Origin of the sequence: Nocardia sp. XZ_19_231, from assembly GCF_015355705.1 — a bacterium.
Taxonomy (GTDB): Bacteria; Actinomycetota; Actinomycetes; order Mycobacteriales; family Mycobacteriaceae; genus Nocardia; species Nocardia salmonicida.
Genome location: NZ_JACUZI010000003.1, coordinates 403,360 through 424,046 on the forward strand (window position 1 = coordinate 403,360; position 20,687 = coordinate 424,046).

23 protein-coding genes are annotated in these 20,687 nt (G+C 67.1%); 8 read left to right on the forward strand and 15 right to left on the reverse strand.

The annotated features are described in order from the left end of the window. Positions 1-1,326, reverse strand: coding sequence for a mannosyltransferase (locus tag IBJ82_RS15115; protein WP_255532983.1), 1,326 nt, complete (start codon positions 1,324-1,326; stop codon positions 1-3). A 194-nt stretch (positions 1,327-1,520) separates the two neighbouring features. Between IBJ82_RS15115 and IBJ82_RS15120 the strand changes: the two genes are divergently transcribed. Then, positions 1,521-2,300: a hypothetical protein gene (locus tag IBJ82_RS15120; RefSeq protein WP_194826544.1), complete on the forward strand. Its 780-nt coding sequence runs from the start codon at positions 1,521-1,523 to the stop codon at positions 2,298-2,300. A gap of 99 nt (positions 2,301-2,399) precedes the next feature. Beyond that, on the forward strand, positions 2,400-2,750 hold the full coding sequence (locus tag IBJ82_RS15125; protein WP_194826545.1) for a hypothetical protein: 351 nt from the start codon (positions 2,400-2,402) through the stop codon (positions 2,748-2,750). A gap of 1 nt (position 2,751) precedes the next feature. Here IBJ82_RS15125 and IBJ82_RS15130 read toward each other — a convergent pair whose 3' ends face one another. From IBJ82_RS15130 to IBJ82_RS15140, 3 genes are all read right to left on the reverse strand, one after another. After that, the gene (locus tag IBJ82_RS15130) at positions 2,752-3,462 is read right to left on the reverse strand and encodes a DUF1906 domain-containing protein (protein ID WP_194826546.1); all 711 of its coding nucleotides are present in this window, start codon (positions 3,460-3,462) and stop codon (positions 2,752-2,754) included. Between the two features lie 164 nt (positions 3,463-3,626). Beyond that, complete coding sequence (locus IBJ82_RS15135) at positions 3,627-4,775, reverse strand: hypothetical protein (RefSeq protein WP_370585318.1); 1,149 nt, start codon at positions 4,773-4,775, stop codon at positions 3,627-3,629. Between the two features lie 188 nt (positions 4,776-4,963). After that, a complete protein-coding gene (locus IBJ82_RS15140; RefSeq protein WP_194826547.1) occupies positions 4,964-5,548 on the reverse strand; it encodes a CHAP domain-containing protein in 585 nt (194 codons plus the stop codon). A 393-nt stretch (positions 5,549-5,941) separates the two neighbouring features. Here IBJ82_RS15140 and IBJ82_RS15145 point away from each other — a divergent pair, with 393 nt between their 5' ends. Continuing rightward, entirely contained in the window at positions 5,942-6,667 is a 726-nt protein-coding gene (locus tag IBJ82_RS15145; protein WP_194826548.1) for a helix-turn-helix domain-containing protein, read from the forward strand. Position 6,668: 1 nt separating this feature from the next. Here IBJ82_RS15145 and IBJ82_RS15150 read toward each other — a convergent pair whose 3' ends face one another. Continuing rightward, positions 6,669-8,099, reverse strand: coding sequence for an MFS transporter (locus IBJ82_RS15150; protein ID WP_370585319.1), 1,431 nt, complete (start codon positions 8,097-8,099; stop codon positions 6,669-6,671). Between the two features lie 74 nt (positions 8,100-8,173). Here IBJ82_RS15150 and IBJ82_RS15155 point away from each other — a divergent pair, with 74 nt between their 5' ends. Next, positions 8,174-8,659, forward strand: a complete 486-nt coding sequence (locus IBJ82_RS15155) for a MarR family winged helix-turn-helix transcriptional regulator (protein ID WP_194826549.1) — start codon at positions 8,174-8,176, stop codon at positions 8,657-8,659. Between the two features lie 19 nt (positions 8,660-8,678). Further along, on the forward strand, positions 8,679-9,002 hold the full coding sequence (locus IBJ82_RS15160) for a hypothetical protein (protein WP_194826550.1): 324 nt from the start codon (positions 8,679-8,681) through the stop codon (positions 9,000-9,002). Here the strand turns inward: IBJ82_RS15160 and IBJ82_RS15165 are convergent. Next, complete coding sequence (locus IBJ82_RS15165; RefSeq protein ID WP_194826551.1) at positions 8,999-9,277, reverse strand: hypothetical protein; 279 nt, start codon at positions 9,275-9,277, stop codon at positions 8,999-9,001. The genes IBJ82_RS15160 and IBJ82_RS15165 overlap by 4 nt on opposite strands. 317 nt (positions 9,278-9,594) lie before the next feature. Next, positions 9,595-10,548, reverse strand: coding sequence for a DoxX family protein (locus IBJ82_RS15170; protein WP_194826552.1), 954 nt, complete (start codon positions 10,546-10,548; stop codon positions 9,595-9,597). Between the two features lie 121 nt (positions 10,549-10,669). Between IBJ82_RS15170 and IBJ82_RS15175 the strand changes: the two genes are divergently transcribed. Continuing rightward, positions 10,670-11,284 carry a class I SAM-dependent methyltransferase gene (locus IBJ82_RS15175; RefSeq protein ID WP_370585320.1) on the forward strand — a complete coding sequence of 205 codons (615 nt, stop codon included), beginning with the start codon at positions 10,670-10,672 and terminating at the stop codon, positions 11,282-11,284. Here IBJ82_RS15175 and IBJ82_RS15180 read toward each other — a convergent pair. The 4 genes from IBJ82_RS15180 to IBJ82_RS15195 all read right to left on the reverse strand — a co-directional run bounded on the left by IBJ82_RS15180 (position 11,274) and on the right by IBJ82_RS15195 (position 15,221). Continuing rightward, entirely contained in the window at positions 11,274-13,211 is a 1,938-nt protein-coding gene (locus IBJ82_RS15180) for a hypothetical protein (RefSeq protein ID WP_194826554.1), read from the reverse strand. The genes IBJ82_RS15175 and IBJ82_RS15180 overlap by 11 nt on opposite strands. A gap of 103 nt (positions 13,212-13,314) precedes the next feature. After that, the gene (locus IBJ82_RS15185; RefSeq protein ID WP_194826555.1) at positions 13,315-14,262 is read right to left on the reverse strand and encodes a M56 family metallopeptidase; all 948 of its coding nucleotides are present in this window, start codon (positions 14,260-14,262) and stop codon (positions 13,315-13,317) included. Further along, positions 14,259-14,624, reverse strand: coding sequence for a BlaI/MecI/CopY family transcriptional regulator (locus tag IBJ82_RS15190; protein ID WP_194826556.1), 366 nt, complete (start codon positions 14,622-14,624; stop codon positions 14,259-14,261). The genes IBJ82_RS15185 and IBJ82_RS15190 overlap by 4 nt, the downstream gene beginning before the upstream one ends. A 75-nt stretch (positions 14,625-14,699) precedes the next feature. After that, positions 14,700-15,221, reverse strand: coding sequence for an ATP-binding protein (locus IBJ82_RS15195; protein ID WP_194826557.1), 522 nt, complete (start codon positions 15,219-15,221; stop codon positions 14,700-14,702). 56 nt (positions 15,222-15,277) lie between these two features. On the opposite strand from IBJ82_RS15195, the gene IBJ82_RS15200 reads away from it, so the two are divergent. After that, a complete protein-coding gene (locus tag IBJ82_RS15200) occupies positions 15,278-15,496 on the forward strand; it encodes a ribbon-helix-helix protein, CopG family (protein ID WP_194826558.1) in 219 nt (72 codons plus the stop codon). Next, positions 15,487-15,912, forward strand: coding sequence for a PIN domain nuclease (locus tag IBJ82_RS15205; RefSeq protein ID WP_194826559.1), 426 nt, complete (start codon positions 15,487-15,489; stop codon positions 15,910-15,912). The genes IBJ82_RS15200 and IBJ82_RS15205 overlap by 10 nt, the downstream gene beginning before the upstream one ends. A 27-nt stretch (positions 15,913-15,939) precedes the next feature. Here the strand turns inward: IBJ82_RS15205 and IBJ82_RS15210 are convergent, their stop codons facing one another. The 4 genes from IBJ82_RS15210 to ychF form a co-directional block, all read right to left on the reverse strand. Beyond that, on the reverse strand, positions 15,940-16,896 hold the full coding sequence (locus IBJ82_RS15210) for an alpha/beta fold hydrolase (protein WP_194826560.1): 957 nt from the start codon (positions 16,894-16,896) through the stop codon (positions 15,940-15,942). A gap of 130 nt (positions 16,897-17,026) precedes the next feature. Continuing rightward, on the reverse strand, positions 17,027-17,893 hold the full coding sequence (locus IBJ82_RS15215; RefSeq protein ID WP_194826561.1) for an AraC family transcriptional regulator: 867 nt from the start codon (positions 17,891-17,893) through the stop codon (positions 17,027-17,029). A 193-nt stretch (positions 17,894-18,086) separates the two neighbouring features. Next, positions 18,087-19,391: a cytochrome P450 gene (locus tag IBJ82_RS15220; protein ID WP_194826562.1), complete on the reverse strand. Its 1,305-nt coding sequence runs from the start codon at positions 19,389-19,391 to the stop codon at positions 18,087-18,089. 146 nt (positions 19,392-19,537) lie between these two features. Then, positions 19,538-20,617, reverse strand: a complete 1,080-nt coding sequence (ychF, locus tag IBJ82_RS15225; protein ID WP_194826563.1) for a redox-regulated ATPase YchF — start codon at positions 20,615-20,617, stop codon at positions 19,538-19,540. Between the last annotated feature and the right edge of the window lie 70 nt (positions 20,618-20,687).

Consider the following 20,687-nt stretch of genomic DNA (forward strand, 5'->3'; position numbering starts at 1 on the left):
TCAGCTCGCGGGCACCTCGGCCGTGCGACGGCCGGGGAGTTGCGCGCGCAGGCTGTCGCGGCCACGCCAGATCAGCCAGCCGAGCAGCACGAACACACCGATCACATCCACCGCGCCGAGCCAGGCCAACGGCCACGGGCGCGGGATGGTCCAGATCGTCGGCTGCGCGAACGAGAGCACCCACGGCACGCCGACCAGCATCGTCAGCACCCAGAACCCGGCGATGATCCGCGCGACACGCTCGGCCCGCAGCGGCCCGTAGAGCAGCCACAGCACCGTCGGGATCAGCCACACCCAGTGATGTGACCAGGAGATCGGCGAGATCATCAGCCCGAACAGCTGCACCAGCACCAGGGTGCCGAGCCGGTCGTCGGGGTCGAGGGTGCGCCACGCGCAGAACGCCAGCACCGTCGTGACCACGACGGCAGCCAACCACCACGGCCCGGACTGCACGTCGTAGCCGAGGATGCGGCTCAGCGCACCGCGCAGCGACTGGTTCCACACCGAGCCCACCGGGCCGATCCGGTCGGCGTCGCCGAGCAGGGTGCCGAAATAGCGTTTCGCCTCGTGGGCATTGATGAGAAAGCTCACAGCGACCGTCAGCCCGAAGGCCGCCGCCGACCACAGCACCGTCGCCCAGCGCCGCCGCGCCACGAAATACAGGCCGGTGATGGCCGGGGTCAGTTTGATGCCCGCGATCACGCCGACGAGGGTGCCCGAGATCCACCACCGCGCACTGCGCACGGCCAGCATCGCGCCGAGCACCAGGAACACATTCACCTGGCCGTAGTCGATCGTGGTTCGCACCGGCTCGAGCCACACGCCGAGCGCCGTCCAGCCGACGGCCGCGGTGATCCACGGCGTCCGCTTCGCCTCGTCCGCGCCGAGGAGCAGCTCGAAGCTGATCCGGATCACCCCGTAGAGCGCGGCGACCGTGGCCAGCATCCAGCCGACCGCCACGAGGGTGAACGGCAGATAGTGCAGCGGGAAGAACACCAGCGCGGCGAACGGCGGATAGGTGAACGGCAGCGGGAAGTCCGGCGTCACCTCCGAGTAGGTGAAGTCGTAGAGCCGATCGGTGAGCAGCGAAGCCGACCCGTCCACGTAGACGTGCAGATCGACGACATTGAGCCCGTTCGGGGCGAAGAGCATCCAGGCCAGCCGGGCGAGCACGGACAGTCCGAGCAGCGCGAGAGCCCATCGGAGGTGTCTGTTCAAGGCCAGGCTTTCGGTCGGATGGGTGGCGCCGGGCGCCGTTTCACGGTGCTCCGCTACTTTAACCGGGCGTCGATCGACCCCCGCGCGCACCGGCTGCGACGACACCATGGGTAACATTTGCATCAACATCCCCAGGTGTAACGCCGGTCAGGGCTAGCGTCGATGAACATGGTTTCGGCCGGTGATCCGCTCAGGGCCCGGCGGCTGTACAACACGGCAGCGTTGTCCTTAGAGTGACCCCCGACATGTTGGGGTCGACAACCCTCGCCCATCGCAAACCCGAGGTAAGGACGGCTAGACAAGTGCTTCGTAGCCGAGGATCGCGGATCGCAACGACCGCTCTCGCCATCGCTGCCGGTGCCATGCTGGCCGCGCCCGCATCGACCATTGCCGCGCCCGCGCCCGCCCCACAGGCGGCGCCGATCAGCGTCCCGATGGTGCCGGAGGGCGTTCCGGTCGACGCGCTGGCCGCCTTCGCCCCCGCCGTGGCCGGCCTGGTAGCGGGCCCGGCCGACGTCGCCAGCCCACAGACCGCCCTGCTCGATCAGGCGCGCGCACTGCTGGCAACGCTGAACCTGCCGCCCGCCATCAAGGCCACCCTCGAGCGGATCATCACCTTCCTCGACGGCAGCGGCGGCGGCGGTCCCGAACTCCCGCAGGACGGCCCGGTCATCGCGCAGTTCCTGTACCCGACGATCGGCAAGGGCTGCATCGGCGACGGCGCCGATTCGGTCGGCACCGCGCTCGCGGTCGCCGGTCCGGCACAGCTGCCCCCGCCCGGCCCCGCCGCCGGGCAGGCCGGTTTCGTGTTCACCGCGCTCGGCACCAAGGCGCCGACCGGTGAGCAGAACCCGCCGATGACGGTGCAGTGGCTCAACCTCGACACCCGTCAGTCCGCGATCCAGACGCTGACCGACGAGGCCAAGATCAACCCCGGCGGCCCGGCCACCCTGTCTGCCGTCGCGAACACCGGCCACGGCCGCGTCGTCGCGGTGATCTCGGGTTCGCTCACCACCGCCGCAGAGGGCGCCGCACCGCGCACCTGCACGTTCATGCCGACCCTTGGCTTCTTCACCGTCTAGGTAGAGCATTCACTGAGCCCGGTTCGTTCCTCGAGAACGGATCGGGTTCAGTTGTTTTCGGCTGTTCCCGCGGGCATCGCGATGTGGTAGACCGAGACGATGGCGACCACGCATGGATCTTCTCGCAACGTTCGGTCGACTCGCAGCAGCCGCTCGATTCTCTCCTACCGATCCGAGGGGTCGATCCTGTCGATCGGATCGGCCTATTCGGTGCTGTCCATAGGCAGTGTCGGGTCGGTGCTGTCCATCGGCTCGATCGGGTCGTTCGGGTCGGCGATCTCGTCGGGCTCGTTCGTCAGCTTGGGTTCGGCGCTGTCGGGGCTGTCACGCTGGTCGCTGCTGTCCTGGCTCGGGAACCATTCCGCACCCGAGACCAGGACACCGCTGTGCGTGATGCCCGACGACGAGCCCGAGCTGCGTCACGGGTCGACGTGCCACTGCCAGACCTGATTCACCACTGGCCGTAGTCCGAGGCGAGGACCCGGTTCAGATCGACGCCGACGCCGTCGATCGAGCGCTTGTCGATCTCGAATTGGTGCAGGTGCGCGGAGTCGTGCACGAAACCTCGCTCGGTGCCCCAATTGTGTTGCCAGAACCAGGAACCGAGGCCCGCGTCGAGTGCGCGGTCGATGGTCGGCGCATTGGCGTAGATGCCGACGAGTTCGGGTCCGAGCACCGACTGCCAGCCCTCGATATAGGGCGCGATCATCTCGTCGAACTCTTCTTGCGACGGGTTGTCGTCGATGGAGGCGTAGATCGGCGCGGAGTCGGGTCCGCCCGCGGCGACGTGGATGGCCCAGCCGCGCTCGGCATGTTCCTTGCCCGCTTCGAGGCCGCCGCGCCAGTCGGCCGTCGGACCCTTGCCGAACTGGTAGTTCGACACGATCGACAGGCCGTTGGCCCACAGGTCTTCGACCTCGGCGGCGAGCAGCGGTTTCCCCTCCATCCACTCCGCGCCCGGCCTTCGCTCGGAGACATAGCGGATGACGCCGATGTGGCCTTCGGCGGCGATCGACGCGGCGGAGGGAACCCCCGCGGCGTAGTCGACCATCGTGCCGAAGGATTGGGCGCGGGCAGGGGCGGCGGCGAGGCCGGCGCCGATCGTGGCCGCGGCGGCGGCGAAGCCGAAGAACTTCCGCCGATTCACCGGAACAGAACGCATCGCAGGACTCCTTCGCGCAAACCCGACCTTCAACCGGCAAGCGAACCCGGCGCGCCTTCCCCGAAAACCGCGCGCCGGGAGTCTGGAACGTGCGATTCATTGCACCACAACCCCAGGGGAACCGCCAGAACCAAGGGCAACATTCGCCCCACGAGTCACACGACTCAGGTCGCGCCGTCGATCGCCGCGCCCACATCGATGGTGCGGCCGCTCGGATCGGCCAGCTCGGTGCTCACCACCGCGACGACCTGCGCGACCACCTGCTTCTTGATCCCGGCCAGCCGGGCCAGGGTCGCCGCGCGCAGGCCCTTCGCGGTGAACTCCATCGAGATGTCCTCCAGCGCGGGCGGCGGCACCTCGATCACGATTTGCAACGGCTCGGCGGCCCTGGCCGTGAGGACCAGCGGAATCTCGAGGTCGGCGCGGTAGTGGTTGGCTTTGAGGACGTCGACAGTGATGTCGAGCCCGACCGGCAGCGTCATATCGAAGATCCGCAGCTCGCCCGGCTCGCCCAGACCTCGATCGATCACGCGCGGCTGCTCGATCGCACCGCGCACGGTCACCGTGGCCGCGCCGCGCGGGCCCTCGGCCAGCGGTCCCACCTCGATCTCGTTGCCCGCCAACTGCGCGACCACGCCGTGCACGCGGTCCCTGGTGACGATGGTGGTGAAGAAGCGCAGGCCGAATTCGCGGTAGTCGATCCATTCGAAGACGGTGTCGTTGCGATGCGGTGAGCGGTAGCCGTCCAGAATCGCCTCGATATCGAAGACCCGCTCCGAGCGCACCTTCGGATCGCCGACGATGGCGTTGACCCGGCTGGCGACCTCGCGCTGCACCAGGCCCGCGATCGGATCGAGCAGCATCTCCCACGCACCGTCGATGGCCTCGGCGCGCAACGTGAAGCTGACGTCCTTGGCCGTCACGGGGGCGACATCGATCACGACCAGCAGCGGGGCGGCGGTGCGGGCATGCAGCGTCAGCCCGATCTCGACCACGGCGGCCAGGCGCAGTTTGCGACCACCGAGGACCAGCTTCACGGCCAGGGTCAGCGGGACCTTCACGCCGAAGCTCAGCGCGTCACCGGGAGTACGGGTGACGACGGGGGTTCCCAGTGCGCCCTCGGCGACGAAACCGGCCAGACCGGCGGGGCCGAGGGAGAACGGACCGATCTTCACGCCACGTCCGGTCATCCCCGATACCGCGGCGGTGATGCGCTCCTCGGTCACCGCGTAGGTGACGAATCGTTCGCCGAAATCGGCGTACTCGATCCACATCGGGTCACGACGTGGCTGCTCGTCCACCTTCACACGCACATCGAACACGGTACGTGACGTCAGCAAAGCCGCTGTTGGTGGCACAACTCCCCCGTCCTGCCGATGAGGGGGAAGCAGGACGGAGGAGCCGGCAACGGCGCTGCCGGGCGCCGCGAGATCCATGGTACGGGTATCGGCGTGGTACCGCCGTCCAGGATCTTCGCAGTTGTCTTGAGCGCCAATCGATTTCAGAATCGCCCGTAACCGACCAGATCGGCGGTTTCGCCCGGTGTGATGGTTCGGACCCGAACCCCGCCCATCTCGTTGCCGCCGATGGTGGTGATCGTGTCGCCCTCGGCCTTCAACACGATGTTGGTGTGCTGACCGAGCGGACTGGCGGGCCCGTAGAGGACCACGTCACCGGTGCGCGGGCGATAGCCCACGTCGGGGCGGGTGAATCGGCCGACCTGCTGGTAGTACTCCTGCAGCGTGTACACGCCGGGGATACGCCAGGAACCGGAGTTCGGATTGGCCAGCGGCCTGCCCGCCTCGCGCATCGTCCAGCTGACGAAGTCGGCGCACCACGCCTCCTTGACACCCTCGGCGTACTTCGGGCCGTCGCCGGGCTGCTCGTACTCGCGGCGCAACACGTCGACGAGCACGACCTGCTGCTCGTCGAGACGTTCGCTGTCGAGTGCGGGGAACTGATCGCCCCAATCGTGCTGCCACCACACCAGTCCGACGACTACCACGGTCGCCGCGGCCAACATCCCGGAGATTCCGACGATCCAGGACGTGCGTCGCCCCGATCGTTCGGCGTGAATCTGCGTCATCGCCCCCCACTCTCATTCGTCCTTCTGACCTATTGGACGAATCACGAGGGCGTTCGGTTCCCGATCACGGGTGTTTTCCGAAGCGGACGGGCGACCACCGGGTGGACCCCTGCGCCACCCGGGCATCAGCCCGACGATCGCTCTCGGCGCGCACTATCGGGTGCGCGCCGTCCCCTCCGGCGACCTCGAGTCCGCGCAGGGGTGGTGTCGAACACTTTCCGCTCCGGAACACACTGGCCCGACCAGCACAAAGGCCGATGATCAGCCTGTACGCGACGGTCGGGCAGCCACGCGCTGTCCCGCTCGGCTGACATGATTTTTGCGAAACCTTTACCCTCGGTCAAGCTAGACGACTGTCCCAATTTGTACCTATGACCGAACCGGGAGTGCATTGTGGAAGACCCGAACGCGTCGATCTCGCGATACCTACGCGAACGCCGCGAATCGTCGGGCCTGACCAGGGCGGCGCTCGGCGAGACGGCGGGCATCTCGCCCGCCCTCATCCAGAAGATCGAACAGGGCACGCGCACACCGACACTGGAGGCGCTGACCGCGCTGTTCGACGCGCTCGACGTGCCCGAGGTGTTTCGCGACCATCTGATCTCGCTGTCGGTCGCCCACCGCTACGACTCGGCGCCTTCGCTCGTCCGCCCGGCCGACCAGGTGCTGATCGACGGGATCACCCATCCGGCCAGCCTGCAACTGCACCCGGTCTTCGAGATCCTGGCCACCAACGCCGCGTGGCGACTCCTCTTTCCCGGCCTGGTCACGGGCGAGTCGATGCTCGAGTGGATGTTGCTGGACCCGCGCGCCAGGACCGCGCTGGTCGACTGGGAGCAGCAGGTTCACCTGTGCGTCTACGCGTTTCGCGTCATGGGCCCGGGATTGGCGTCGCAGGCGCGGATCGCCGAGATCGTCGAAACCTGTTCACAGGCTTCCGAATGGGCGAAATTCTGGACCACCGAACCCTCTGCCGCGCCCGGACCCGACGGACCGCTGGTGCAGCTGCGCGATCCGCACACCGGCGCGCCGACCCCGATGTCGGTGCACTCCCTCGGCGCCTCCCTGGTACCGCGTCGGGACTGGTCGCTGGTGGTGTACTCGCCTGCCGCGGGCTGACTCAGTCGGCCTTCTTCTTCCCCATGGGAATGCACAGGGTCAAGGCGATGGCGGCGACCGCACCCGCCATCGCGATGAAGAACGCGGTATGGAACGCCGACCGGGTCGGCACCATGTGCGGGCCAAGGTGCATGGTCATGTGCGCGAGCACGACGCCCATCACCGCCGCCGAGGTCGAGGTACCGACGGAACGCATCAGCGAGTTGAGGCCATTGGCCGCGGCGGTCTCGCTCAGCGGTACCGCGCCCATGATCAGCGCGGGCATGGCCGCGAATGCCAGGCCGACACCGCCCGCGACGATGACCGCCGAGAGCACGATCTGCCACACGGTGTCCATCATGACAACCGCGCACAGGTAGCCGAGCGCGATCACCGCCGAGCCGAGCGCCAGCGTGAACTTCGGGCCCTTCTTCGCCGACAGCCGCGCCGAGACCGGCGAGAGCAGCATCATCACCAGACCGGTCGGCGCCATCACCAGACCGGCGACCACCATCGACAGCCCGAACCCGTAACCGGTCTGTTCGGGGGCCATGAGCAGCTGCGGGAACGTCAGCGACATGCCGTAGAGCGAGAAGCCGACCGCGATCGAGGCCATATTGGTGAACAGCACGCGCGGACGAGCCGACACCCGCAGGTCGACCAGCGGTGCGGACCGGCGCAGTTCATAGGCGCCCCAACCGAGGAAACTCACCAGCGACAGACCGAACAGCGCGAGGATCGAACCGCTCCCCCAGCCCCAGTCTGCGCCCTTGGTGATGCCGATCAACAGCGTGAGCAGGGCGATCGACAGCCCGATCGCACCACCGAAATCGAAACGCGCGGGCGTGCGCACCGGCGACTCCGGCACGAACACGAAAACCAGTACCGCGCACAGCACGCCGAGCCCGGCCGCGGCCCAGAACAGCATGTGCCAGTCCGTATTCTGCGCGATCAGCGCCGAGAACGGCAGGCCCACGGCTCCGCCGACACCGAGGGTCGCGCTCATCACCGCCATCGCGCCGCCGACCTTCTCGGGCGCGAGCTCGTCGCGCATGATGCTGATCCCCAGCGGGATCGCACCCACCGCGACACCCTGCAGCGAGCGGCCGATCACCTCGGGCAGCAGCGAGTTCGCCACCGCGCAGACCACCGAGCCGGCGATCATGAAGCCGAGATTGATGACGAGGATTCGCCGCTTGCCGAACATATCGCCGAGCCGTCCGGCGATCGGCGTCGAGACCGCACCCGCCAGCAGGGTGGCGGTGACCACCCAGGAGGCGTTGGAGGCCGAGGTGTTCAGCAAGGTCGGCAGCGTCGGAATGATCGGGATGACCAGCGTCTGCATGAGGGAGACGACGATGCCGACCGTACTGAGCACCGCGATCAGCACGGCCGGGGCCGGGCGGCGGGTTTCGGGGAGGGCCGGCGAGACGTCGGCGGCAGTGACAGACACAAATATGCACGCTACACAGCATGTGCATGGTACACAATTTGTGTCCGGGGTCACTCACGCGACATAGTTGGCACATGTCCGATTCCGGCGCCGCCGACGACACCCCGTTCACCCGCCTGGTGTTCGAGTTGAACCTGATCTCTCGGCACTTCCCCACGACCACCCGCAGGCGCCCCGGTTTCCTCCTCGACCGTTCAGCGTTTCTCATCCTGACCAGGCTCGATCTCGGTGAACCACTGAGCCTGCGCGAGCTGTCGGAGTCGTTCCAGCTCGACATCTCCACCATCAACCGCCAGGTCGGCGCGATGCTGAAACAGGAACTGGTGCAACGGGTCCCCGATCCCGAGGGCGGCGTCGCCCGCAAGATCAAGACCACGGCCGACGGTAAGGCCGCGCTCGAAGCCGATCGCCGACACCGCAGCAGCGACATCGGCAAAGTCGTCAACGACTGGGACGCCGACGATGTCGCCGACCTCAGCAGGCTGATGCGCAAGTTCAACCGGTCGGTCGAACAGCTGGAAAAAAACCCGTGGCCGAGACCGCCGCACACCGATAGCTGATCGCGCTAAGCTGCGCGGCGTGGTCACTCACCGGTCTACCCGCCCGAGCTGGCTTTCCTGGGACAACTACTTCGTCGGTGTCGGCGGCCTGGTCCTCGGCCTGTGCTTGGGCACCTGCGCCGCGCTGATCGCCGGGCCGGGACACAATCTCGCGGCGATCGCGCTCGTCGCGCTCGCCGTGATCTGCCTCCTGCCCGCACTGCTGCGCGCCCTCGGCGAGCTCAGCGTGTGGGTGCGGCTGGCCATCCTGCTGATCGGCTTCGCCCTACTGCTACCCGCGATTCTGCTGAGCGGCGAGGTGCGTGACTGGGCGGCCGAGCGCTGGGAAAAGGCCTGGAACTAGATGTTGCGCATCGGGATCGACAGCAGGACGCGCAGGGTGTTGTGGATGAGCTGCGCCGACTGCCAGGTGAGATAGGAAGCGACCGCCGGATCGACCGACGCCGACGCGGCCGCCGACCCTGTCGCCAAGTTCGCGGATCCGCTGGCCGATCCCGACGCCGAGCCCGGAAGTGCGGCAGCGGTTCCCGCCGAACCGAGCAGGCCGATGATCACCGCCGACCCCACCGCCGCGGCTCGAACGGCGTACAGCTTGGACGTTTCACGACCGGACAACATCAGATGAATCCCACTCTGTCGAAAAGCATTGCGAATGCCCAGTATTCATACCAGAACTCACCGCCGAACCGGATTCGACGGGATTGCCCCGATGTTCGGTTCGCACGGTGAGTTCGTCGGTGAGCCCGACCCCGGCTTTATGGTGCGCCACAGCACGTGAGAGCGCCAGACCACGATTATCGGGGCATTCACGTACAAACCGGCCGGTATGCAGATGACGTCTGCTCGGCCGCAGTCAGTAGCTACCGTGCCGCGGCGGAACACAACGACGCCGGGGTCCGCCACGTCTCAGTGGCAGAGCCCCGGCGCGGGCTTTTCTATCGCCTCGACCACCGACGTGCGGGAGCTGCGATCTCCTCACGCTCCCGTGCCGCGGCGGCCAATTCCGCGCCGCGCTCGCGGGCCGCATCGACCAGATACGTGCCTCGTTCGCGTGCGGCTTCGGCTAGCTCCGGCGCCTTTTCCTTGGCGACCTCGGCAATCTGGGCACCGCGGGTTCGCGCCGCTTCGGCCACCTCGGGACCGCGGTCCTTGGCCACATCGACCAGGTGCGCACCGCGGGTTCGCACGGCCTCGGCCACCTCGGGACCACGGTCCTTGGCGACCTCCACCAACTGGGCACTGCGGTTGCGCACCGCGTCGGCCAGCTGCGGCCCCCGTTCGCGGGCGATCTCGGCCAGCGCGCTGCCACGCTCGTTCGCGACCTCAGCCAGATGCGCGCCCTGCTCGTGGGCCACATCGGCGAGTTGCGCGCCACGAACCTTGGCCGCGGCGGCGATGGCAGCGCCTTCGGCCGCGATGCGGGGCTCCTCACGCGAGAATGCCCGGCGTGCCCGCCAGCCGAGCGACGGCTTGCCCTCGGTGTCGGCGGCGGCGATCATCAGCCCGCCGAGCAACCCGAGGTCCTTCAAGAACCCCACCCGCTTCGCGGCCTTGCGGTCCGGGTCGGTCTCGGCCCAGAAGTCCTGCTCGGTGACCGTCCCCGGCACCACGGTCGCGGCGAGCACGAGCGCCGCGGGTCGCGGCGCCCGTCCACTGGCCAGCAACAAGCCACCGACCACCTGCGCCGCGGAGTTGATTCGCACGAATTGACTCGGATCATCGGGCACCCGCGCGGCCAGTGCGTCGGGCAGACCGGTCCTGCCCTTGTCGGCCAGCGCGTTCGCGGCGGCGGCGCGGGGCTTCTGATTCATCAACCCGTTCACTCCGGCGGCCACGAATGTGGTCCCCAGCAGCGCGCGAGCAATGCGTCGAACAGGCTTGATCGGCATCGTCGATCCCTTCGTGTCTACGACTGGGAAAACGGCTCCCTACATTCGACTACCCGGGTCTTCCCATCACAAACGGTGGACCGGACAGGGCATGCCCTGTCCAGTGACTACCGTCGACCGGGTGCCCGACAACACCGTCCAAGCCGCCTACACCGCCATCCACAACCTCTACATCGAATCCTTCGGCTCGCCCACCGACCTCGACCCCGAAGACACCGCCTTCGCCAGCACCCACCTTTCCCCAGGCCCGGTTCTCGACCTGGGCTGCGGACCCGGCCACTTCACCAAATTCCTCACCGACGCGGGCATCCCCACCACCGGCGTCGACCTCGTCCCCGAATTCATCGCCCACGCCAAATCGGCCTACCCGAACATCGGGTTCGAACTCGGCTCGCTGCGAGCGCTCGACGCCCCCACCGAGTCCGTCCCCGGCATCCTCGCGTGGTTCTCCCTCATCCACATGGACCCCACCGAACTTCCCGCCGTGCTCGCGGAATTCCACCGGGTACTCACGCCCGGCGGCCGCCTGGTGGTCGGCTACTTCGAAGCCACCGACCTGGTCGAACCCTTCCCACACAAGGTGACCACGGCCTACCGCTGGCCGACCGACCACCTGTCCGCGACCCTGCGCGCAGCCGGATTCGCCGAACTCGACCGTCTCCACCACCCCGCATCCGGAAACGTCCGGCCGCACGCAGCGCTGGCAGTCAGCAAGTTCGCGACAACTACCGTCTGACCTGATCCCACAGCCGCAGATACACCTCGGCGCCATGGAAGACGTCGGTCATGATCTCGGGGCCGCCGAGGATACGGACCGCTTCGAGCCAGTCGGCGTAGGTTCCGTAGGTCGCGGTGCCGTCGGTGTTGATGTCGAACGTTCGCTCGCCCCAACGCTCCCGGTCGAAGGTCACCTGACCGTCGTGCGAGACGAAGGGGTATCGCACGATATCGGCTCCCAGCGCCGCGCCCTGGCCTGCGATGCCGTTCATATCCGAGCCGAAGCCGAAGCCGAATCCGAAATCGCCGTTCGGTCGAGGCGCGGCCTTGGCTTCGCGCCAGGCATTCACGAAGCCGGCTGGGCCGCCGGCGTAGGGAGTCACGAAACCGCCTGCGGCATAGACGCGTTCGGTGGTGCGAGGCGAGTCCCAGCCGTGCGAGGACAGCACGCCGGCGTAGTCACGCTTTTCGATGATGGCCATGACCTCGTCCGCGGTGGCTTCGCTCAGATGATCGACTTCGATGAGGAAGCCGTGGTCGATCATCCGGTTGATCAGGTACGCGCCCAGCTCGGTCAGACCGCGGGCATTGCAATGCGACCCCGCCGGGTACAGCGGTAGCGGTGCGCCACCGAGCAGCGGCCCGGTGAGATTCGCGAGGAACTGGTTGATATGACCGGCGATGGGCACCGAGATCTGAGTGCTGTCCTGTTCGGCGCCGGAGCACGGTTGCACGTTCCAGAACGTGCCGGTCTGCATGAAGTTGCCCGCGTTCACCAGCAGGCCGGTGACGTCGTGGTCCATTTTCGTGCCGCCGAAGGCGTTGTCGAATTTGTGGACGGGGAAGAAGCTGCTGACTCCGATAGTCCTGAGCTCGGTCAGCCAGCGGTCCACATCGGCGCGGCCGCACTCGGGTTGTCCGAGAAAGACACCGCATCCCATCGGGTCGGACAACTCCATCCCGAGAACGACGGCGAGTTTGCCCGACGCGGCGACCCGGCGCGCTTCGCCCGGTTCGGTGACGATCCGAAAGAAGCCTTGTCCGGGCCCACCGGCCTGAGCATCGATGTAGTCCTGCAGTCCGCGCAGGCTGTTCGCCTGCAGACGCACGGAAGCCATATCGTCGCAGGGGTTTCGGCGGTCGGTCAGCATGGTGCACAGTGACTCGTTGTCGACCAGGTCGACCGTCATCACTCGCAGCCCCGCCTTCCACGAGCGCTCGATGCTGGTCCAGTAGGTGCCTTCCGCGGTGAGCACGGAGGGCTTGGGCCAGTCGTTGAAGGTGGGCCAGCCACGGGTGTCGGCGCCGTGGAACGGTTCACCGTAATCGAGGAAGTCGGCGACCAGACCATTGGTGCCGGTGCGATATTGCGCGCAATCGGGCAGGGCGTAGGTCACGCCGTAGGGATGCCATGGGCGGCCGCAGTGGAAGTTTCCGCCCATGAACTCATAGGCCGTCACATGCGCGTGCGCGTCTATCGCGCCCACGATCGAGCCGTCCGCACCGACGCTGGGGCCCGGCGTTCCCACCGCACCAGTTCGGGCCTCGGGGAAGTCCGCGCAGCCGGTATCCGCGACGAAGGCGGCGGGCGTGCTGGTCGCCGATGCGGCATTGGTGAGAGTGAAACCGCCCGCGCCCGAACCGTCTACCTTCCACACCGAGGCGGGTGACGGGTTCTTCGCGGGGGCGATCGAGCCCGCCGATGCTTCCAGCACCTCACGATTGCGCCCGTAGAGGAGGTACTCGCCGAGTGTTGTCGCGCGCATCCGATAGGGCCCCGACGCCGGAACCAGTGGTCCGGCCGGAGTGGTGATCCGGTAGCAGCCGTCGACCAGCGAATAGCGGGTCTGTTCCGGGGCCGCGGTCGCCCACCCCGAGCCGGGCACGGTGAGCCCCGCGACCGCCAGGATGGTCGCGGCTATCAGGCGAAAGATGTTCGGATGCAAGGGTTCCCATTTCTGACCTAGAACTGTTTCACATTTGACGCGGACGGCGGGCACGCGCCCTTTCGGTCAAAATACTATGGAACATAGTTTTTCGTGTCGGTTCTCAGACCACGAGCAACACCATCGCCGCGCTCAGCCCGACCACGACGACCGACGCGACGGGCGCGAGCAGCATCGTCACGAACAGCATCACCGTCGCCGTGCGGCGTGCCGCCGAACGGGACTCCGGCGCGGCCCCCAGGCACTTCAGCCGCATCGCCAGTGATTCGTCGACCAATCCCAGCGGTGACGTCGGCGTGGTCGCGCCGTGCGCGGCAACCGTGTGCAGCGCGGCCGAGAGAGCGCGGGGGTCGGTCGAGGTCGCGGCCGCGCGGTCGGCGGCGAACTCGACGAGGGTGGTCACCGCGGCCGGGGCGGCGGCGAACAGCGGAATCCACGAAAAGGCTTGGGCGAGAATCTGACAGGCGCCGACGATGTGGTGGTGGAACCCGCGCAGATGCGCGTGTTCGTGCGCGAGTACGGCACGCCACTGCGTGTCGGTGAGACAGCGCTCCAGACCGTCGGTGACCACGACGAAGCCGCCGCGCCCCGCGACGCTGTAGGCCAGCGGAACCGAGTGCTCGAGCCGCACCAGCTTCCCGCAGGCGGCATCGACGCGGCCCACGATCTGCACCAACTCCCGGTGCCTGCGACGCAGCGCCGCCGTGCGCCCCCGGTGTCCGACAACGGTGCGCGCCAGCTGCCCGGTCGGCACGATCATGCCGATCACCGCAACCGGCATGATCAGCCCCGCCGTCATGGTGACGACCGCGGGCTCGACCGCGGCCAAACTCGCCACCCACCTGCCCGCGGACAGATTCCCCGGCGGATCACCCGGCCACGCCAACGCCACCAATGCCAGCACGCCGCACCCGATCGTGGCGGCGACCGCACCCAACCACGCCACTATCCCGACGGCCGGAGCCGCGGTGAAATCGATGCGCGACAGTGCCGCGGGCACGAGCACCGCCAACGCGATACCCGCGGCCAGGAGCGCCGTGATGAGGATCATGGTCCGCGCTCGTCGTCGGCGAGGCCGCGGCGCAGCGCCTCGACCTCACGCTCGCTGGCGGTGCTCACCAGATGCAACAGCACCGCGGAGGAATCGGGGCTGGCGTCGAGGATTTCACGCAGCAGATCCGTGGTCGCCTCGGCCCGGGTTCGGGTGGGCCGGTAACGGTAGGACCGGCCGATCTTCTCCCGCTGAACCCAGCGCTTCTCCCACAGATGCGTCACCACCGTCAACACCGTGGTGTAGGCGGGAGTCCGATCGTCGTTGTCCAGCCGCTCGACCAGATCATGCACCGACAGCGCGTCGGAACTGTCCCACAGCACCGCCATCACCTGGCTCTCGAGCGCACCCAGGCCCTTCATCACTCCCCCTCGCCCGAGCATTCACGTCCGGGCACCCAATTTACTATTCCGCATAGTTTTCGGGTCGAAACCGCTTCAGCTGTTGACGGCGTCAGCGATCCGCCGGGCGGCCTCGGCGGGCGTGATCTCGGAGGTATCGACAACCTCGGCCTCACCGTGCAGCCAGGTACGCGCGGCCTCCGCGTAGGGCTCGAGATACTGGAGTCGAAATGACGAGGGGCCGAGAACGGTGTCGCCCTCGATGCGCCCGCGGAGAGTGTCCTGGTCGGCGTGGAGGACGAAGTGCCGGACCGGTATCGCATGCCGCGCCAGCCCGGTGCTGATCTCACGCCAGTACTGCTCGACCAGCACGGTCATCGGCATCACCAGCGTGCCACCGGTGTAGTCGAGAATGTGGCGGGCGGTCTCGACCACCAGCGGTCGCCACGGGGGCCAATGCTGGAAGTTGTTCGTCGCGGGCAACCCCGGCGTGACGTCCATGAGCGTCTCACCGACCTTCTCGGCATCGAACACCCGCGAATCCGGGATCAGCTTCTGCACGAGCGCACCGGTCGTCGTCTTACCTGCGCCGTGGGTGCCGTTGAGCCAGACGATCACAGCCCCGGACCCTAGCAGCTACCTCCTGATATCATTGATATCAGGAGGTAGCGACCATGACCGACATTCTCATCCGTGACGTCCCCGAATCCGCGATCGAAGAAGTCGACCAACGCGCCCGCGAGTTGGGGATATCCCGAGGAGAGTTCTTACGGCGTTGGCTGGTGCGGGACTTTCAGCGAGTCGTGCCCGTCACCGTCGGCGACCTCAATCGTGTCGCCGAACTCGCACAGGACCTGGACAACGCTGAGGTCATGAGACGCGCATGGTCGTGAGCCCGCGCCCTTGGCTGATCGACAAGTCCGCTCTCGTTCGCATCGGGGCAGCACCGGACGCGCACGTATGGGCCGACCGCATCGAACGCGGGATGGTTCGCATCGCTACGGTCACCCTGCTGGAAACCGGCTACTCCGCGCGCACCGCGACAGACCTCGCCGAGCTGCTCGACCTGCCCCCGCTCGCGAACATGCCGGTCGAATATCAGACGCCCACTTCGGAAGACCGCGCGTTGCAAGTCCTCCGAGAACTCGCCGCGCGGGGACAGCACCGGGCACCGTCGATTCCCGATCTACTGATCGCCGCGATCGCCGAGCGCTCGAAACTCACCGTCCTACATGCCGACAAGGACTTCGAACTCATCGCCGATTTCACCGGCCAACCCGTGCAGCGACTCCAGTTCGACGAGAGCTGACACCCTCAACGGCAAGTTGCTGCGTGCTCAGGCGGCGAGGGCCAGCTGAGCGCGCTCGGGGCGGTCGGCGTGGGCCGCTCGGCCGACCAGGCGGGCGATGGCCTTGGCGACCTGCGCGGGCTGTTCGAGGATCACCGAGTGGCCCGCGCCGTCGACCTGCACGAAGTCGGCGTAATCGACGGCGGCGGCCATGGCGACCGAATGCGACGGGGGCGTCATCAGGTCGGCGGAGCCGCACAGGATCATGGTGGGGATGGTCGAGAGCGTGGCCAGGGCGGCGGTGCGGTCGAAGGTCTTGAAGGCGCTCAGGAAGGTTGCCATGGTGACGATCGACGTCGCGTTGTGCATCGCTTCAGCCAGCGCCAGCACGCGCTGACTGACGTTGCGATCGCCGAACTCAGCGGTGCGCACGATCGGGGCGAACACCTTGCAGGCCAGCACCTTCGCGTGCTGCATCAGGCGCGGTGCGCGCCGAACCGCGGCCTGGAAAACAGGGACGATCGGGTTGTGCAGCAGTCGGCCGAAGCCGGCGTCGGCGAGCCCGCTCGCGGCAGTGGCGACGAGCCCGACACCGACGATGCGTGTCCCGACCTCGTGCTGGTACTGGTCGACGTAGGTCAACACCGTCATCCCGCCCATCGAATGCCCGACCAGCACGACCGGCCCGGTCGGGGCGACAACGTCGAGCACGTCGTGCAGATCATGACCGAGCTGTTCGATGTTGTAGGTCTTCCGCGACGCCGCAGCGGAGTCGCCGTGCCCGCGGTGGTCGTAGCAAACGACCTTGGCACCGGAATGCTCGCGCAGCAGCGCGTCCCGCACATCCGTCCACGACTCGGTCCGCAGGCAATGTCCGTGGATGAGGACAACCGTCATCTCCGCATCCCGCGCCCCGTACTCGCGAACCGCGAGCTCCACGCCGTCACCGGTCGACACCGAAACACGACGCTCGGCTGAGCGGGTAATTGTGCTGATGTTCGACATCGGAGCCTCCGGGTTCGCGTGTGGTGACAACATCCACTCTGCGCCGAAACGGGGCCCCTCATCAGGGCCCCGAGTACTGAGCCCGCACCCCCGAGGGTGCGCAGAACACCACCTTGGTGTCGCGGCCGCGTCAGCTCCGTTCGACGGGGAGCCACAACTCGCACGTCGCGGTGCTGAAGTCGTCGGCCCGTTCGAGCACCGAGACGATGGACGGGCCGGGGCGCAGTCGCCATGGGTTCGATGGGAACCACTCCGTCGCGGTCGCGGCCCATGCGTCCTGAAGCTGTTTCGGATGTTCACCCGTCGTGCGGAACACCGCCCACATTCCAGCAGGAACGTCGATCGCGTCGAGGCCCTCTTCGACAGCGGTTCCAGCGGCGACAGCGACGCCGTGCAGGTAGGTCAGCTCACTGTCCTGCGCGTAATCCGGGTCGACCTCCGCACTCACCTGCAGCAGGCCGGCGGGCTCGGTGTTGCTGAGCTGTGCGAGGCGCGCGTGCTCGGGCGCGGGCAGCGACGCGATATGCGCTTGGATATGTGGGTTCACACCCTCGTGGATCAACGGCACGCGAGCGGCGTGGCCGATGAGTCGGAACGAGGGCTGTTCGATGATTCGGGCATCCATGGCGGTGCTCCCTTCGACGGTCAGGCGGAACCTGACTTGCGATTGACTTCGAAGGGGGCCGCCGTCGCGTCGAACATCAGCGGGCCGAACGCCGTGAACAGCACGGAATGCTCGCCCGAATGCCTCTGTCGACCCGTACCCGTACCGGACGGCGATCGTCAGCAGATCCTCGCCCCCGATCACATCGGCCGCGGCAACCGTCATCCGTCGTCGACGGATGTAGTCGGACAACGGCATCGCCGCCAACGACGAGAACATGCGTCGCAGGTGGTATTCGGTAGTCCCCGATCGCGAGGCGAACGCATCGACATCGACCTCCGCACCTAGGTGCTCTTCCACCACAGTGACGAGGCGGTTCAGTAACTCGATCACGGCTACCCCCTTCCCGATCGATTCTGGTCAGCCGAAGACCTGCGCGCCCGATACTTTCTGCCCGATCCGATCGGGTACGGCACACCGGTGCGATCGCACACGAAAATCGCCTTCCGACAGATCTTTTCGATCTCGGCGGAAGACGATTCCTGTTCAGTTGTTCACTCAGCTCATCTACTTCCGCTGCGCCATGTCAGCCGATGGACGAGTGGCTGCGGACGCGCGGACCGGTGTGCGCGGGAAGGTGCTGATAACCGTGCAGGGTGAACAGCGGCCGACGGGTGGGCGGATGGCTCAATCGCAGATGCGGGAAAGTCTCGAACAGCGCGCGCAGGGCATGCGCCGCTTCCATCCGGGCCAGACCGGCGCCGAGGCACACATGGCTACCGCTGCTGAAGGACACATGATTCTTGGCGTTGTCCCTGGTTATGTCGAACCGGGCCGGGTCGGTGAACACGGCGGGGTCGCGGTTCGCACCGGCCAGCGACAGCACCACGGTCGACCCCTCGCGCAACTTGAGACCACCGATCTCCAACGCCGTCCTGGTGGTGCGGGCGGTGGACTGCACCGGCGGATCGATCCGGAGGATCTCCTCCACCGCGTTGGGCCAGAGGTCCGGCTCGGCGTACAACCGGGCCAGCTGTTCGGGGTGCTGGAGCAGCCAGACGATGCCCTTGCCGATCAGGTTGACCGTCGTCTCGAAGCCCGCGGCCATCAGCAGGGTCGCCGACGCGCACAGTTCGTAGGTGGACAGATCACCCGAGGTGACCAGGCTACTGAGGATGTCGTCGCCGGGCTCGGCGCGGAGTCGCTCGAGGTGCTCGACGAGATACCGGTGCAGTCGCTCCGAGGATTCCATCGCCCGCTGGTGCGTCTGCCAGGAGATCCCGAGGTCGAGCAACGGACTGATCTCGTCGCCCCAGTGCAGGAACATCTCGCGGTCGGCGTCCGGGAAGCCGAGCATCTCGGAGATGATGGCGATGGGCACCTGCGCCGCGAACCGGGTCACCAGGTCGGTGGGCCCGTCGTCGGGCAGCTCCGAGAGCAGTTCCCCGGTGACCGTCTCGATCCTGTCGCGCAGCCGGGCGATGGCACGCGGAGTGAACGCCGTGGAGACCGGTTTGCGCATCCGGGTGTGCTCGGGCTCGTCGATCATCAGCATCGACGGCGGATCCATCAGATTCGGTGGGAGGGGCTGCCGCTCCAGAGCGCGCAACACCGGCCCCGGTATCCCGAACACCGTTGGTATACCGACACCGAATCGGTTGTCGCGCAGGATTTCCCGGACCATATCGTGATCGAAGGTGATCCATACCGGAAGGGCGCGAATCAACCCGCCCTCCCCGCGCATCTCCTCGATCAGCGCGTACGGATTCTCGATCCCCTCCGCACCGCCGATCAACCGAGCGAACGGATTGCCACGACGAAGCAGGATCTTCTTGAACAGCAGGACCAACCCGTGGTTGTTGACCCACCGATACATGTAATGCGGTTTCATCGAGCCCCTCCGATCGTCGAACCGGCGAATCCCTTGGGTGCTACGAATATCACACGTTTGTAACGAAAATCACAGGTTACGCGGAACCTGCCGGAACGGGATCTCGAGACCTACCGACTATACGGAGGCAGCGCGATGTCCGAGAATTACACGTTGAAGCGGAAGTCGCAGACGTCGCCGTCGTGCATGACGTATTCCTTGCCTTCCATGCGGACCTTGCCCGCGGCCTTGGCAGCGGCCATCGATCCCGCTTCGACCAGGTCGTCGAAGGCGACGAGTTCGACCTTGATGAAGCCGCGTTCGAAGTCGGTGTGGATGACGCCGGCGGCCTTGGGGGCGGTGTCGCCCTGGTGGATGGTCCAGGCTCGGGATTCCTTGGGGCCTGCGGTGAGGTAGGTCTGCAGGCCGAGGGTGTGGAAGCCGGCGCGGGCGAGGCCGTGCAGGCCGGGCTCGGTCTGGCCGATGGACTCCAACAGCTCCATGGCGGATTCGTCGTCGAGTTCGAGGAGTTCGGCTTCCACCTTGGCGTCGAGGAAGACCGCGTCGGCGGGGGCGACGGTGGCGCGCAGCTCGGCGAGCTTGGCCTCGTCGGTGAGGACGGATTCGTCGGCGTTGAAGACGTAGAGGAACGGCTTGATGGTGAGCAGGGAGAGCTCACGCAGCAGGTCGGCGTCGATCTTCTTGCCCGCGGCGAAGAGGGTGGTGCCCTCGTTGAGGAACCCTTCGGCGGTCTTGGCCGCGTCGAGCAGGGGCTTGCGGTCCTTCTTGACCCTGGCTTCCTTCTCGAGGCGCGGGATGGCCTTCTCGAGGGTCTGCAGGTCGGCGAGGATGAGCTCGGTTTCGATGACCTCGATGTCGGCGGCGGCGTCGACCCGGCCGTCGACGTGGATCACGTCGTCGTCGGCGAACACGCGCACGACCTGGCAGATCGCGTCGGCCTCACGGATGTTGGCGAGGAACTTGTTGCCGAGGCCCGCGCCTTCGGAGGCGCCCTTCACGATGCCCGCGATGTCGACGAACGACACCACGGCGGGCACGATCTTCTCGGAACCGAAGATCTCGGCGAGCGTGTTCAGGCGCGGGTCGGGCAGCGGGACCACGCCGACATTGGGCTCGATGGTCGCGAACGGGTAGTTCGCGGCCAGCACGTCGTTCTTGGTCAGCGCGTTGAACAGCGTCGACTTTCCGACGTTGGGCAGGCCGACGATTCCGAGGGTGAGGCTCACAAGGACCAGAGTCTACGGGTCCGCGACCGCGCCCGAACCACCGGAACCCGCCCCGTCGGCCGGGGCGGGT